The organism is Paraburkholderia domus, from assembly GCF_905220705.1.
Classification (GTDB): domain Bacteria; phylum Pseudomonadota; class Gammaproteobacteria; order Burkholderiales; family Burkholderiaceae; genus Paraburkholderia; species Paraburkholderia domus.
In genome coordinates this window covers 197,888-212,878 of the sequence record NZ_CAJNAT010000006.1, presented here as the reverse complement: position 1 = coordinate 212,878, position 14,991 = coordinate 197,888, and the positions used below count along the sequence as shown (strand labels likewise).

The 14,991-nt window shown below is 63.0% G+C and carries 15 protein-coding genes and 1 tRNA gene; 2 read left to right on the top strand and 14 right to left on the bottom strand.

Going from position 1 to position 14,991, the window contains the following annotated elements; genetic code table 11:
* Positions 1 to 66: 66 nt before the first annotated feature.
* The 14 genes from KHO31_RS14295 to def form a co-directional block, all read right to left on the bottom strand.
* Entirely contained in the window at positions 67 to 771 is a 705-nt protein-coding gene (locus KHO31_RS14295; RefSeq protein ID WP_201071829.1) for a tetratricopeptide repeat protein, read from the bottom strand.
* Positions 768 to 1,550 carry an HpcH/HpaI aldolase family protein gene (locus tag KHO31_RS14290; protein WP_201071827.1) on the bottom strand — a complete coding sequence of 261 codons (783 nt, stop codon included), beginning with the start codon at positions 1,548 to 1,550 and terminating at the stop codon, positions 768 to 770. Before KHO31_RS14290 ends, KHO31_RS14295 begins: the two co-directional genes overlap by 4 nt.
* Before the next feature lie 228 nt (positions 1,551 to 1,778).
* The gene (gene queD / locus KHO31_RS14285; protein WP_093634683.1) at positions 1,779 to 2,222 is read right to left on the bottom strand and encodes a 6-carboxytetrahydropterin synthase QueD; all 444 of its coding nucleotides are present in this window, start codon (positions 2,220 to 2,222) and stop codon (positions 1,779 to 1,781) included.
* Between the two features lie 9 nt (positions 2,223 to 2,231).
* On the bottom strand, positions 2,232 to 2,864 hold the full coding sequence (gene queE, locus KHO31_RS14280; protein WP_201071825.1) for a 7-carboxy-7-deazaguanine synthase: 633 nt from the start codon (positions 2,862 to 2,864) through the stop codon (positions 2,232 to 2,234).
* An 88-nt stretch (positions 2,865 to 2,952) separates the two neighbouring features.
* Positions 2,953 to 3,684 (bottom strand): 7-cyano-7-deazaguanine synthase QueC, encoded by a 732-nt coding sequence (gene queC, locus KHO31_RS14275; RefSeq protein WP_201071823.1) that lies wholly within the window; start codon positions 3,682 to 3,684, stop codon positions 2,953 to 2,955.
* 439 nt (positions 3,685 to 4,123) lie between these two features.
* A tRNA-Phe gene (locus KHO31_RS14270) sits at positions 4,124 to 4,199 on the bottom strand.
* Between the two features lie 95 nt (positions 4,200 to 4,294).
* Positions 4,295 to 4,984: a response regulator transcription factor EsaR gene (gene esaR, locus KHO31_RS14265; protein ID WP_201071821.1), complete on the bottom strand. Its 690-nt coding sequence runs from the start codon at positions 4,982 to 4,984 to the stop codon at positions 4,295 to 4,297.
* Complete coding sequence (locus tag KHO31_RS14260) at positions 4,985 to 7,399, bottom strand: sensor histidine kinase (RefSeq protein WP_201071819.1); 2,415 nt, start codon at positions 7,397 to 7,399, stop codon at positions 4,985 to 4,987.
* The gene (locus tag KHO31_RS14255) at positions 7,389 to 7,988 is read right to left on the bottom strand and encodes a DUF4390 domain-containing protein (protein ID WP_201071816.1); all 600 of its coding nucleotides are present in this window, start codon (positions 7,986 to 7,988) and stop codon (positions 7,389 to 7,391) included. Before KHO31_RS14255 ends, KHO31_RS14260 begins: the two co-directional genes overlap by 11 nt.
* A complete protein-coding gene (gene rsmB, locus KHO31_RS14250) occupies positions 7,985 to 9,424 on the bottom strand; it encodes a 16S rRNA (cytosine(967)-C(5))-methyltransferase RsmB (protein WP_211623594.1) in 1,440 nt (479 codons plus the stop codon). Before rsmB ends, KHO31_RS14255 begins: the two co-directional genes overlap by 4 nt.
* 161 nt (positions 9,425 to 9,585) lie before the next feature.
* Complete coding sequence (gene htpX / locus KHO31_RS14245; protein ID WP_211623593.1) at positions 9,586 to 10,443, bottom strand: zinc metalloprotease HtpX; 858 nt, start codon at positions 10,441 to 10,443, stop codon at positions 9,586 to 9,588.
* A 103-nt stretch (positions 10,444 to 10,546) separates the two neighbouring features.
* A complete protein-coding gene (locus KHO31_RS14240; RefSeq protein ID WP_211623592.1) occupies positions 10,547 to 11,188 on the bottom strand; it encodes a LysE family translocator in 642 nt (213 codons plus the stop codon).
* Between the two features lie 114 nt (positions 11,189 to 11,302).
* Positions 11,303 to 12,289, bottom strand: coding sequence for a methionyl-tRNA formyltransferase (gene fmt / locus KHO31_RS14235; RefSeq protein ID WP_201107629.1), 987 nt, complete (start codon positions 12,287 to 12,289; stop codon positions 11,303 to 11,305).
* Between the two features lie 31 nt (positions 12,290 to 12,320).
* Positions 12,321 to 12,824 carry a peptide deformylase gene (gene def, locus KHO31_RS14230; RefSeq protein ID WP_201071802.1) on the bottom strand — a complete coding sequence of 168 codons (504 nt, stop codon included), beginning with the start codon at positions 12,822 to 12,824 and terminating at the stop codon, positions 12,321 to 12,323.
* A gap of 244 nt (positions 12,825 to 13,068) precedes the next feature.
* On the opposite strand from def, the gene dprA reads away from it, so the two are divergent.
* Positions 13,069 to 14,328, top strand: a complete 1,260-nt coding sequence (gene dprA / locus KHO31_RS14225; protein WP_211623591.1) for a DNA-processing protein DprA — start codon at positions 13,069 to 13,071, stop codon at positions 14,326 to 14,328.
* An 89-nt stretch (positions 14,329 to 14,417) separates the two neighbouring features.
* Entirely contained in the window at positions 14,418 to 14,795 is a 378-nt protein-coding gene (locus KHO31_RS14220; RefSeq protein WP_201071797.1) for a thioredoxin family protein, read from the top strand.
* The last annotated feature ends 196 nt before the right edge of the window (positions 14,796 to 14,991 follow it).

Below are 14,991 nucleotides of genomic sequence, written 5' to 3'. Positions count from 1 at the left end.
GCTGGCAACAGAACGAAGCTGAGGCTAAGCAAAAGGGGCGCACCGTCGGGAGCGCCCCTTTTTCGTTTACTGCGGTTTCACTTCCTTCTGATCCCGCAATTGCGCGCTCAGTTGCTGATACTTGAGTTTTGCCGCCGGATCGCCCTGTGCCGCCGCTGCCGCGTAGTACGCGCGCGCCACGTTCAGGTTCTTGTCCACGCCGTCGCCACCGCGCTCATAGAACGAGCCGGTCACGTACTGCGCGGTCATGTCGCCGCCTTGCGCGGCCTTCTTGTACCAGACGAAAGCCTGCTGGTTATCGCGAGCCGTGCCGCGACCATCGAGGAACTGGTTGGCCAGCGCGAGTTCCGCCTGCACATGCCCCTGCTGCGCGGCCTTCAGGAACCACCGGTGCGCCTCGACCGGATCACGCCCAACGAACTCACCGTCGTCATACATCTTGCCGTACACATACTGCGCGTGCGACATGTTGGCGTCGGCGGCTTTGCGCAGCCACTTCTTGCCTTCGTCGACATTGGCTGTGGTGCCTTCACCGTTGAGCAGCATCATCGCGTAGTTGAACTCGGCAAGCCGGCTGCCGTGCTCTGCGGCTTTACGGAACTCGGCAAGCGCCGCGCCCAGATTGCCGGCGTTGTAATCGGCGACTGCGGTTTGTGTCTCCGGATCGTTCGACTTCGCGGCCCGGTTGTCCTGCGCATACGCCGTCACATTCGCCATCAAAACCGCCGCGACCGCCAGACGCACCGCGACGCACTGCACCATCCCCTTCATGCTCTAACCTCCTGCAACGCCTGGCGGGTTGCGCGCAACATCCACATGACGTCGGCGGCCAGGGCGATAAAACGAAAACCGGCATCGCGAGACTGCTTTGCGTTCGCGACATCCATAGCAAAAATTCCGGTGGCGATACCGGCCTTGTCGGCGGCGCTGACAATGCGCGCCATTGCCGCTTGCACATCGGCGTGCTTCGAATCGCCGAGGTGACCAAGGCTCGCGGCCAGATCGGCCGGTCCGACGAACAGGCAATCGACGCCCGGCGTCGCCGCGATCTTCTCGACTTCCTGCAAGCCGCGCGCCGACTCGATCTGCACGATGGTCGCGATTTGCGCGTTGGCGGTCTGCACGTAGTCGCGCCGCATGCCGTACGAAGCCGCCCGCACCGCGCCGGCGACACCGCGCTCGCCGTCGAGCGACTCAGCGGTCGGATACTGCGTCAGACGCACGGCATGTGCCGCCTCTTCCGCGCTTTCGATGTTCGGGAACATTAGCGTTCGGGCGCCGGCGTCCAGTACGCGCTTGACGAGCCATGCCTCGCTGGCGGGCACGCGCACGACCGGCTCGCTCGGCAGATGCGCGGCGGCAATCGCACGCAATTGCGACGTGACATCGCCGCTATCGTTCGGCGCATGCTCCATGTCAATCAGGAGCCAGTCGAAACCGGCGTGCGCGAGCGCCTCGGCTGCAGAATCGCTGCCGAGCGAAAGCCACAGGCCGAACAGCGGATCGGCTTCTTTCAGACGTTGCTTGAGGGGATTCGTGAAGGTGCTCACAGCCGCGCTCCCTGACGATGGGAACCATCGCCTGAAACACGGTTGAGGACGCTGGCGCGGCGGAACAGACCAACGCCTGGGCCGTGACGGCCTGAATGCTTGCTGCGACGCAATGCGGTGACCGGCATGTCTCGCTCCATGTGGTTATCGGAGCGATCATACCGTGACAATAACGCGGGGGTTGGGCCGCGCGGTTGGTTGACTGGATTGAGTCGCGCGGCGCTGAGTTTAGTCGCGGACCACGTCGGCCCAGCAGTTCGGCGTCTCGAACAGACGCACCTTGTGCAGACGCAGATTCACGCCGTAATGCGCGTCGTAAACGTTCGCAAGAATATCGAACGCAACGGCGGCGAGATTCTCAACGGTGGGGATGCGATCGAGCACGACCGTCTTGTGGCCGGCCATGGTTTCCAGAAAGCCGCGCACCTGCGTGTCACCTTCGTAGACGAGGAACGCGTGGTCCCACTTGTCGACCAGATGCTCGACCGCGAGCGACTTCACGTCGGCAAAGTCCATCACCATGCCGCGATCCGGCGCGCCTTCGGTGTCGACCAGGTCGCCTTGCAGCGTGATTTCGAGCACATAGCGATGGCCATGCAGATTACGGCACTGGCTGCGGTGATCGGGGATGCGGTGGCCCGCGTCGAATTCGAGTTTTCGTGTAATCGTCAGCACGGCAAATCAGGGAATGTTCAGATACTTGTGGGTCTGCATCGACAGGCGCCATTGCGGATGGCGTTTGCACCAGTCGATCGCGAGCTTCGTGTTGAGGTCGCGCGACGGGCCGTCCATCGGCTGGACGAGGAAATACTCGAAGTCGAGCTTCGCATACTCGGACAAACGCTGGTTGTCCTGCGGAATCACGACCTTCAGTTCGTTGCCCTTGGTGACGACGAGCGGCGCGTCGGCCTTCGGGCTCACGCAGATCCAGTCGATCGTCTCGAGCACCGGGAGCGAGCCGTTGGTTTCGATGGCGATTTCGAAACCGGCGGCATGCAGCGCGTCGACAAACGGCTGGTCGATTTGCAGCATCGGTTCGCCACCCGTGCACACCACGAAGCGCTCGCCCTCGCCTTCCGGCCATTGCGACGCGATCATCTGCACCAGTTCTTCAGGCGTGCGGTACTTGCCGCCGTTCTCGCCGTCAGTCCCGACAAAATCCGTGTCGCAGAACTGGCAGACAGCTTCCGCACGATCTTCTTCGCGGCCCGACCACAGATTGCAGCCGGCGAACCGGCAGAACACGGCCGGACGCCCGGCATTCGCGCCCTCGCCCTGCAATGTGTAGAAGATTTCCTTGACCGCGTAAGTCATGCTGCTTTCTGCCTTGTGTTCCTGAAAATAAATGCCTGTGCTGCGCCCGTTCGCACGGTGCGCCAGCGGCGTAAAACGGCCATAAGCATCAGACCGGTTCGATCACCTTTTCGCCGACCAGATACGCTTCATAACCCCGCTTACGCAAGCGGCACGCCGGGCATTCGCCACAACCGAAACCCCATGAATGCAGTTCGGCGCGCTCGCCAACATAGCAGGTGTGCGTTTCGACGCGCACCAGTTCAACCAGTTCGTCGCCGCCCAACTCGTGCGCGAGACGCCACGTGTCGGCCTTGTCGAGCCACATCAGCGGCGTTTCGAGCAGGAAGCGCGTGTCCATGCCGAGGTTCAGCGCGACCTGTAATGCCTTCATCGTGTCGTCGCGGCAATCGGGGTAGCCCGAGAAGTCCGTCTCGCACATGCCGCCGACCAGCACCTGCAATCCGCGCCGATAGGCGATGGCTGCCGCGATCGTCATGAACATCAGATTGCGGCCTGGCACGAACGTATTCGGCAAACCGTTCGCCGTGGCGTGGATCTCGATTTCGCGCGTCATCGCGGTATCGCTGATCGAGCCGAGCACGGACAGATCGATCATGTGATCTTCGCCGAGGCGATCGGCCCACGCCGGAAATGCCCGCGTCACAGCGTGGCGAAACCCTTCGCGGCACTCGAGTTCGACCCGGTGCCGCTGACCGTAATCGAAGCCTAACGTCTCAACCGTTTCGTAACGTTCGAGCGCCCAGGCAAGGCACGTGGCGGAATCCTGGCCGCCGGAAAACAGCACCAGAGCGCTACGTTTAGCGTCTTTGCGGATCACCGTGAAACTCCGTGAATGATGAGTGTCACGTCGCGCTGCGCGAGGTGCGCCATGCAAGCAACGCGGCGCGACGCGTGCCGGCATTGCTGCCAGCCCAAAGCAGTATAGGCCGCGCCTTCCGCATGCAGAGTCGCTGGGCGCTTATACCGTTAATCGTCGGGCGAAGGGTTCGGCACCTGTTGCGACCTTGCCGTATTGCGGCAGAGTGTGCAAAAAGCCCCGCTTCAGAATACGAAAAGACGTGTTTGGAGCGGTGACGCGCCAGTGGAACGCCGACTGCGCGCTCGCATGCAAGTCCTTGAACTGGCGCGATTTTATCACGCGATGCCCAATGCCGCCGAGCACGCCCCGCCGCAGCGGCAAGCAAGCCATGCCGCAACGAATGCCTATCAGAAAAGGAAAAGCCCCAGGAATCTTGCGATTTCCTGGGGCTGAATCCTGGTGGCCTGGGACGGAATCGAACCATCGACACGCGGATTTTCAATCCGCTGCTCTACCAACTGAGCTACCGGGCCAACGAAGAACGAAATGATATCAAAGGGTCAGCAGCACGGCAAGCCCCTTCTCGAAAAAATCTGCCGGGCCGAACCTGCGCGCGTTGCGCGGCCGTTCACTCCCCTTTGTTCTTACCGAGATCGACACCGAGCTGCTTGAGCTTGCGATACAGGTGCGTGCGCTCCAGACCGGTCTTCTCCGCGACGCGCGTCATGCTGCCATTCTCACGCGCGAGGTGATATTCGAAGTAAGCGCGCTCGAACGCATCGCGCGCATCGCGCAACGGGATGTCGAACGAGATCGACGCCGTTTGCGCGGCCAACGCGCCGCTGCCCATACCATCCGACGACAGCATCGGCAACGCAGCCGCCGATGCCACTGTGGAAGCGCTGATCGGCAATACCGGCTTGGCGACCGCGCCACCCGGCGCACCCGCTGCATTGCCGCGGGCGAGGCCTTGCTCGACTGCCTTCAGCAGCTTCTGCAAGGCAATCGGCTTCTCAAGGAAGTTAAGTGCGCCGATCTTCGTCGCTTCGACCGCTGTATCGATGGTTGCGTGACCGGACATCATGATCACCGGCATGGTCAGTTGCCCTTGCGCCGCCCACTCCTTCAGCAAGGTCACGCCGTCGGTATCGGGCATCCAGATGTCGAGCAGCACCAGGTCCGGCGCCTGGCGCAAACGGAACTCGCGCGCTTCCTGCGCGTTTTCCGCAGCCTCCACGACATGCCCCTCGTCGCTCAGGATCTCCGAGAGCAATTCCCGGATGCCCATTTCATCATCTACCACCAGGATGGTTGCCATTTACGCTGCCCTTGTCTGCACTGTTGCTTTTGTCGTTCCCTGCGACGCATTGCCATGCGCCGGCCGCACCCCTGCTCCAGGGGCCGCGGCATCGTCTGCCAGTTGAAGGAAGAGGATCGAAATCTGCGCGCCTTCGATCACATCGCCCGCTTTCATGCGGTTGCGAATGTCGATGCGCGCGCCGTGTTCGTCGACGATCTTCTTGACCATCGCAAGACCGAGACCTGTCCCTTTGGCCTTGGTCGTCACGTAAGGTTCGAATGCACGTGTGAGGATACGCGCGGGGAAGCCCGATCCGTTATCCGATACCGTCAAACGCACCGCGACGTGGACTTTGCCTTCCGCGTCGGGGTCTCCGTATTCTACTGTCCTCGTCTCGAGCAACACACGCGGTTGTTCGACGTCGGCCACGGCATCCTGCGCATTCTGCAGCAGGTTGTGAATCACCTGTCGCAATTGTGTCGCGTCGCCGCGAATCGCCGGCAAGTCCGAGAGTTCCACTTGAATCGCGCCCTTGCCTTCCTCGATACCGTACAAGGTGAGGACTTCGCTGACCAGTTCGTTCAACTGCAGATGCGCGAGCACCGCCGGGGGCGTGCGCGCATAGTCGCGGAAATTGTCGACCATCTGCTTCATCGCCGCGACCTGATTGACGATGGTGGTCGCGCCGCGCTTCAGCACATCGGCATCGGACGGCGACAGCTTGTCGGCGAGCTTCATCTGCAAACGCTCGGCGGACAGCTGAATCGGCGTGAGCGGATTCTTGATCTCGTGCGCGAGACGCCGCGCGACTTCGCCCCAGGCGATCGAACGCTGCGCGGAGATCACGTCCGAAATATCGTCGAACACAACGACGTAGCCGGAGGTCTGCATGTCTTCCGCATCGCGGTCAGTGGCCGACACAAGACGCGCGCCGCGCACGAGCAAGGTAAGCGGCTCGGACTCGCCCGGCACCGGCACCGAAAACTGCTGCTGCCAGTGGCCGCGATCGTCGTGACCGTCGCCGCTCGCGGCCTCGCGATCGGCGAAGGCCTTGCGCACCATCCCACCGAATTCGCTCAACACGCCGATCTGCTCAAGCGCCGAACCCAGCACCTCCTGGAACTGCTGACGGAAGATGCGCTCAGCGCCGCGGTTCGCGGTGGTGAGGCGGAACTGCCGGTCGAATACGAACACGCCCGCGGTCAGGTTCGCGAGAATGCTTTCCAGATAAGCCTTGGAATGCTCGAGGGCGATGCGGTTGTTCTCGACCGCCGCGCGCGCTTCGGACAACTGCCGCGTCATCGCGTTGAACGACTGCGTGAGGAAGCCGAGTTCGTCGCGCGATTTGATTTCGCGCTTTGGTGTGTAGTCACCCTCGGTCACTTCCTTGGTGCCCTGCGCGAGCAGGAACAACGGCCGCGCAAGCTGATTGCCTAGCGCAAGCGCCAGCATCATCGCAATGAAGGTGGCGAGGAACAGCGCAAGCGTCAGCGTGCCGATATACATCTTGCGCAAGCCGGTGCGGCCCAGCGCCTTCTCCTGATACTCGCGATACGCGCGCTGCACCGCATCGGCATTGCGCGCGAGCGAGGGCGACACCGGCTGCGTGAGTTGCAGGAAGCGTTCGGTGGGCTGCAGCAGCGACGCGTTCGAATCGGGGATGCGCTGCACGACGCGCAGCCGCAGCGCACCCTTGCCGCCATGCGCGTTCGGATCGCCGTCCACTTCGCCCTCGATCGCCGCATAGCCGCGGCCACGCGCCTGATCGATCATCAACGGCGTGGGCAAGTCACTCGTCAAGAGCGTCGCGTAATTGCCGGATGCCTGCGCAACCACGTGCATGTCCGGTGTCGCGCCCGACATGCTGCGCGTGGGTTCGACGATCGTCGCGTCCTGCACGCCAAACTGGTCGCGCAAGCGCAGCAGCGTGAGCGTGGTGCCGGCGGCATCGGCGCTCGCGAGCTGCTCGGACATCAAGCGGCCCTTGGTCTGCAGATCGGACAGCGACGCGTCGAGCATGCCGCGGCCGAGATTCAGGCCCGAGGTCAACGCGGTTTCGACATTGACGTCGAACCACGACTCGATACTGCGCGACACGAACTGGTACGAGACGACGTAAATGATGCCGCCTGGCACCACGCCGACCAGCGCCATGAAGAACGCGAGTTTCGCTAACAGCCGCGTGCCGAACTTACCCTTTCTAAGCCGCGCAATGATGATGATGAGGAGCGTCGCCACCACCAGCAAAAAAATCATCGCGACCACGAGGTTGGCCGCGTACAGCCACTGGTAATAGCGGTCGAAAAATTCGGTATTCGCGCTCGCCGCTGCAAGCAGCACGAGCAGCAGTACGGCCGTCACGGCGACCGTGGTCACCAGCACGCGCACGACGATGCTGCTGACACTGGTGGTTCGGCGCACTCTATTTAGCACGTTCGGTCACCGTGAAGGTAAAGCGCTTCCACTCCGACGAAAGGCTCCAGTCGCGGTTGTTCACCGCGTCGATCTGGAACGGCTTGGGCATCAGCGCGATGTCGAGTTGCATGCGCACCGATGCGTTGTACGTCTCCCCCACATGCACCTGACTGCGGTCGATCACGTGCCACGACGTGATGTGCTTGATCACGGCGAGCGCATCTTTCAGCGTAGTGAAGCCGAGCTGCAATCCACCCGACGACACGCTCGACACCCGGTACTCACGCGTGAGCGGCTGGAACGACAGGCGGATGCTCTGCGACACGCTCACCGGTTGTTCGTCGAACCAGTACCAACGCGGCCGGCTCAGTTCGAAGTCCGTCGTGAAATACAGCGGAATGCCTTTGTTGACGGCGTCTTCGAGATTGCTGTTCAGGTCGAAGTCGAAACGCGCGTCGATGCTCCAGCCGGTGTTGTCCGATTGCAGCGAGGCGCGCTGCACCGCGATCGAATCGGCATACGCCGCGCCCGGTGCGGCAAGCCATACGGCCAGCACGATCCAGAGCACGGCAGCGAGCCGAAGCGGGAAGAAGCGTTTGATGGTCACCGTTTCTGAAAGCGCGCGTAGAAAAATCCGTCGTGGTCTGAGTTCGAGCCGGTGCTATCTTCAGTGGCGTGTCCGGCATGGGAACCGGCCGATGTGTCGGCGGGCGCGCGGGCAACTGAGGGCAAAAGCTGCCCCGGCGCGTCCAATCGTACAGCATCCTGGTACTTGTTTCCAAACCACTGCGCCTGCAACTCGCCTTCTTCGGGGAAGATCGAACACGTAACGTAGAGCAACTCGCCGCCTGGTTTCACGAGCGGCCATAGCGCGTCGAGAATGCGGCGCTGCTCGGTGACCAGCGCGGGGATATCGGACGCGCGGCGCAGCCAGCGAATATCGGGATGACGCCGTACGATGCCCGAGGCCGAACATGGCACGTCGGCGAGAATGCGATCGAACGGCTGGTCGATGTCGTCATGCCATTTTGCGGGCGCCCCCGCGTCGCCGATACGCACTTCCGCTTCGAGCTTGAGCCGCTGCAAGTTTTCGCCGATGCGACGCGCGCGCGATGCATCGCTTTCGAGCGCCACAAGCTGCAGATTGGCGAGTTCGAGCAGGTGGCCGGTTTTACCGCCAGGCGCCGCGCACGCGTCGAGCACCCGCATGCCGTCACGCACGCCGAGCAGCTGCGCGGCGAGCTGTGCGCCGGCGTCTTGCACCGACACAACGCCGTCGTTGAAGCCGGGGATGCGATCGACCGCCATCGGCGTGGCGAGCTTGACGGCGTATTCGCTGACTTTGCTCGCGGCGATGTGATGGTCCTGCAGCACTTGCAAATAGGCATCGACAGTCGAGCGGCGTGCGTTCACGCGCAGCGTCAGCGGACCTTGCGTATTGCCCGAAGCGAGCACCGCTTGCCATGCGTCGGGCCACGCGGCTTTGACCGCATTGATCCACCACGCCGGGTAGTTCCAGCGCGCGACTTCGTCGGCTTGCGCTGCGCTCAGCAGCGCCTCGCGCTCGCGCAGGAAATTGCGTAGCACGGCATTGACGAGGCCCTTTGCGAACGCGAATTCACGACGCGCGGCGATTGCGCTCACCGCCTGATCGACGACCGTGAACGGCGCATAAGCGGCGTTTGCTTCATCGTCCACGAGCAAGGCGAGCGCGCAGGCGAGCACATGACCGACGTGCGGCGGCGGCGCCTTCTTCACCAGCTTCGCGATCAGCCACTCCACGGTCGCCAGACGCCGCAGGGTGCGGTACGCGATGTCCTGCACTGCGCCGCGCGCAGCGGCGGCACTGCCTTCAGGCGCGGGTACGAATACGGATTGCAGCGCGGCCGGCAAAGCCGCGCCTAGGCGCACGGCGCCGACGGCCTGGCCCGCGCAGTCGAGCGCGAAACCGAGCGATTCCGGCGCAAGATGCAGCATCGTCAGACGGGATTCGCGCGGACGCGCCGATGGGGAAGCAGAACGCGAAGAAGGCTTTGGAGTCATGAAAGCGGCAAAGGCAGGCCACGCGGTGCGCGCGACGCAAACAACACGCATTGTAGCGTGGCGCGGGGCGGGGGCCGCCGAGGTCAGGCCGGCGGTGGGGTTCGAACAAAAAAAGGCGAGCCCGCTGGCTCGCCTTTCGTCACACCGAGTCAGTGCGCCCGTTACTCGAAGCGCCCCGTACGCGCCATCTCCATCAAACGCGCAATGCGTTCCTCAGTGGCCGGGTGCGTCGAGAACAGATTCGCAATGCCGCCGCCCGAGAGCGGATTCATGATCATCATCTGGGCGGTGGCCGGATGCTGCTCGGCCGTAGGGAACGGAATCCCGCTCGCGTAGCGATGGATCTTGTCGAGCGCCGAGGCGAGCGCCTGCGGGTCGCCGGAAATCTGCGCGCCGCCGCGGTCCGCTTCGAATTCACACGCACGCGAGATCGCCATCTGAATCAACGCACCGGCGATCGGTGCGAGCAACGCGACAGCGATACCCGCGATCGGGTTCGTCGGACGGCCGTTTTCGTCACGGCTGCCGAAGAACATCGCGAAGTTCGCCAGTGCGGAAATGGCGCCGGCCATGGTCGCCGAAACCGTGGAAATCAGAATGTCGCGGTGCTTCACATGCGCCAGTTCGTGCGCCATCACGCCGCGCATTTCGCGCTCAGATAGCACGCGCAAGATGCCGGTGGTGGCCGCGACGGCGGCATGCTCCGGATTACGGCCAGTGGCGAACGCGTTCGGCGCGTCTTCGTTGATCAGGTAGACGCGCGGCATCGGCAGATTGGCGCGGGTGGCGAGCTCGCGCACCATGCGGTAGAACTGCGGCGCACTGCTTTCGTCGACTTCCTGCGCGTTATACATGCGCAGGACCATCTTGTCCGAGAACCAGTACGAAAAGAAATTCATCCCAAGGGCGATCACGAGCGCGATCATCATGCCGCGCGACCCGCCGATCATCCCGCCGATCACGATGAAAAGGGCCGTGATCGCGGCCATCAACATCGCGGTTTTGACCCAATTGAACATGTCTGCTACTCCTTGCCCTAACGCGGGTTCATATCTGCGCCGCATGATCGCGGCGGCTGATTGTAAGCTAAATGTTAGATATGGGCGCGTGAGGAAAATTCAATCATCTTGACGCGGTGGCGAGCTTGATGCCCAAGCCGACGAATGCGCTGCCAACGCCGCGATCCAGCCACCTCTTCACCGATGGCTTGCCCGAGAAACGCCGGGTCACACTGCCGGCAATCCACGCGACAAAACTGTTCCAGATCATGCTCATCACGACGAACACCGCGCCGAGCGCAAGGAACGCCAGCGTCTTATGGTCGCTGCCCGCCGTGACGAATTGCGGAAAGAACGACACGAAGAACAGCACGACCTTGGGATTCAGCACATTGGTCCAGAAGCCTTGCAGGAAAAGCTGACGCAGCGATTTCGGCGCGCCGGACGCGCGCGCTTCGCCCACCGCCTGGTCTACCTCCGGCTTCGCGAAAATCAGGCGCACGCCGAGATAGATCAGATAAATAGCGCCGACGAACTTGATGACAGTGAACGCGGTGGCCGAAGCGGCCAGCAGCGCCGTCAGGCCGAACGCACAAGCAAGCGAATGAACGCAGCACCCGGCGGAAATGCCGAGCGCGGACATCAGGCCCGCGCCACGGCCCTGCGCGACGCTGCGCCCGACGATGTAAGCCGTATCGGGACCGGGCGTCACGTTCAGCAGAAAGACCGCGACGACGAAAAACTCGAAATGGGTGATGCCAAACATGGGGATCCTCTAAACGCGGGCCGCTGCATAGAGGATTCTATGCGCGCCGCAGGCCCACGGCGGAACTATTGAACATCAGTCGACCGGTCGATGTTCAAGGTATGCGCAAGGCGGTTATTTTGCTTCGGGAAGCAGGAAACGCTGACCCGCGGCCAGCGTTGCCCCGGCCAAAAATTCGCGCACCGGCAAGCGCTTGCCGCCGGGTTTCTGCAATTGCGTGAGGCGCAGTGCGCCTTCGCCACAGGCGACCACAACACCTTCTTGCGAGACCTCCGCGATCGTGCCTGGCGCCTTGTCGCCTTGCGCCTCGACCGGGACGGCGGCCCAGATTTTGATCGACGTGCCGTCTTCCAACGTGCCCACGCCGCCGGGGAACGGATCGAACGCGCGCACCTGACGCGCCAGGATTGCAGCTGGCTTACGCCAGTCGAGCGCGGCCTCGTGCTTGCCAATCTTTTCCGCGTAAGTCACACCGTCCGCAGGCTGCGGCGTTGCCAGCAACTTACCGCTGCGCTCAAGTTCGATCAGCGCTTCGACGATCAGTTTCGCGCCGTCGTGTGCGAGGCGATCGTGCAGGGTGGCCGTCGTGTCGTCGTCGGAAATCGGCGTGCGTACTTCGGAGATCATCGCGCCTGTGTCGAGGCCAACGTCCATCTGCATCAGCGTGATGCCGGTTTCAGCGTCGCCCGCCTCGATTGCGCGGTGGATCGGCGCGGCGCCGCGCCAGCGCGGCAACAACGACGCGTGAATGTTGATGCAACCCAGCGGCGGAATATCGAGCACTTCCTGCGGCAGGATCAGACCATAGGCAGCCACCACCATCACGTCGTGAGGCGTGGCGCGCAATTGGTCGATCGCGGCAGCGGCTTCGGCGGGATATTTGCCGGCGCGGCGCAGCGAGGTCGGTTGCGCGACGGCCAGCTCATGCTCTTGCGCATAACGCTTGACGGGACTCGCCTGCAATTTCATCCCGCGTCCGGCGGGCCGGTCGGGCTGGGTCAGCACGAGCGGCACCGGAAAACCGGCGCTGTGAATCGCGGCCAGCGCGGCCGCGGCGAACTCCGGCGTACCGGCAAAGATGACGCGCAGCGAATGACTCATGAAGGGGTGCGGTAGACGAGGTGGACGCGCATTACATCGCGTGGGCGAGCTTCTTCATCTTGCTCTTGATGCGCGTCTGCTTGAGCGACGACAGGTACTCGACGAACACGCGGCCCATCAGGTGATCCATTTCGTGCTGGATGCACACGGCCAGCAACCCTTCGCAATCCAGCTCGAAGGTTTCACCCTTCTCGTTCAGCGCCCGCACACGCACTTTCTCGGCGCGCTCGACATTGTCGTAAATGCCCGGCACCGAGAGGCAGCCCTCTTCCGAGAGCTTCTTTTCGTTGCTCGACCAAATGATTTCCGGGTTGATGAAAGCGAGCAGCTCGTCGTGCGTTTCCGACACGTCGATCACGACCACGCGTTCATGCACGTCCACCTGGGTCGCCGCGAGGCCGACGCCGGGCGCGGCGTACATCGTTTCGGCCATGTCGGCGACGAGACGGCGGATGCGGTCGTTGACCACTTCGACCGGCTTCGCAATCTTGTGCAGCCGCTTGTCCGGGTAATTGAGAATGTTCAGTAAAGCCATGATCTTGAGTGTGTTTTTTCGGCGCCGCTGACCGGTGGAAGGCTAGCGTTGGCCATTCGGCCAGGTTGTGGGCGCATCGCGTTACGCAGAGGATAGATGGTGTCGAACCGGTTCGATTCAACGCGCCACGTGCGCTAAACGACGAGCCCGCTCGGGTGGGCGCGGCGCTGTAGTTATTTCGGATGATGAAAATTTTAGCATGGCGCCCGCCTGCCCGCTGGCCCTGTAAGAGGATCGACTGTCAATGCGTACCTTGCCCGCAACCAATATTGAACTCGCCGCCTGGCTGCGGCTTTCGTTTGCGCCGGGGCTGAAACCCGCCGCCCTGCGTTTACTGCTGAGCGCTTTTGGACTGCCGGAAGCGATTTTCAATCAGTCGCCCGAGGCGCTCGCCGGGATCGCGGGCGAAGCTGCGGCTCGCGCTGCGCTGGCGCCGCCCATTCCAGACTTCAATGCGCAACTCGACGCGGTAATTGCATGGTCCGAGCTGCCCGGCAACCACGTGGTGACGCTCGACGATCCTGCCTACCCGCCCGCGCTGCTAACCATGCTCGATCCGCCACCGCTACTATATATAAAGGGCCGGCTGGATCTGTTGCACACGAGGGCGGTCGCCCTGGTGGGGAGCCGCAGCGCGACACCACAGGGCGTTGAAGACGCGGAGCGTTTTGCTCGTGAGCTTTCACAAGCCAGCGTCACGATCGTGTCGGGGCTGGCGCTAGGTATCGACGGTGCCGCGCATCGGGGCGGGCTGGAAGGCGTCGGCAGCACGGTCGCCGTGATCGGCACCGGCGCGGACCTCGTGTATCCGGCCTCGCATCACGCGCTGGCGCGGAAGATTGCGGCACACGGCGCAATCATTTCGGAGTGGCCGCTCGGCACCCCGGCGCGCGCCGCCAATTTCCCGCAACGTAACCGTCTGATCGCCGGCCTCGTCAGCGGGGTTGTGATCGTCGAGGCTGCCATGCGCTCGGGCTCGCTGATCACGGCTCGGCTCGCCAATGAAATGGGGCGCGATATCTTCGCGCTGCCCGGCTCGATCCACGCGCCGTTGTCGCGCGGTTGTCATCGAATCATCAAGCAAGGCGCCAAGCTGGTGGAAACACCCGATGAGGTGCTGGAGGAACTGGGTTTCGCCAAGCCCGTGGCAACGAAGGCCGCCAGCAAGCAGGCGGCTCTTTGGGACGGCGCGGGCGCGCGGGATCCCTCAGCGGGGCTGGCTTCGGTGGCAAATCAACCGGACTCGGCAGCCGCACCAACATCAGACGCGGCTCAGACCGAATTGACAGGGGCGTCCGCATCACCCACTGCCCCGCCGGCCATGAGCGCCGAAGCGCTGCAACTCCTCGAGGCACTCGGCCATGCCCCCGCCACGCTTGAAATTCTTGCCACCCGCACCGAGATGGGGGACGCGGCGTTGCAAAACACGCTGCTGCAACTCGAACTCGCCGGCCAGGTGACCGCGCTGCCCGGCGGCCGCTTCACGCGAGCGACCCACGGCTGACCCCGCATTGATCAGGGTTGACCACAGTTCGGGATCGGCCATGCTACATTCGCGCCAAAGCACCTGACAAAAGTACGCAAGGAACCACCATGCCCGCGCTGAATCTCGACACCGACCCAGACCGGATTGCCGAGCGCGTCAACGAACCTGACACGCTGTTCGTTGCCTGCCTGTGCGCGGAGTGGTGCGGGACCTGCCGTGAGTATCGGGATGCCTTCGACCGGCTGGCGGACAAGCATCCGGAGATCTGTTTCGCATGGATCGACATCGAAACCCATGCGGACCGCTTCGACGATCTGGATGTCGAAAATTTCCCGACCATCCTGATCGAAGACTCGGTAACGACACGTTTTTTTGGCACGGTTTTACCGCAGGCGGCGATTGTGGAACGGATGTTGTCTGATCTGACGGCCGTGCCCGGTGTCAGCGGAGCGCCCAAATTGCGGCCCGCGCTGGCCGTCGCGTGACTGTGGCCACCAGCCGCTGAACCTTGCGGCACAGGCGTTGCGAGCGATACACGCCGCGTTTTCCGCAGCTTGCCCAATTGCTGAGCGCGCAATTATCATGGCGCGCTTTTTATGGCACTTGACACGTCGCTCTCGCGGCGTGTGCTATAAAGCGGTCGTTATTGGGTCGCAAAGGTCGCAAACGAGGGTGGCGCTA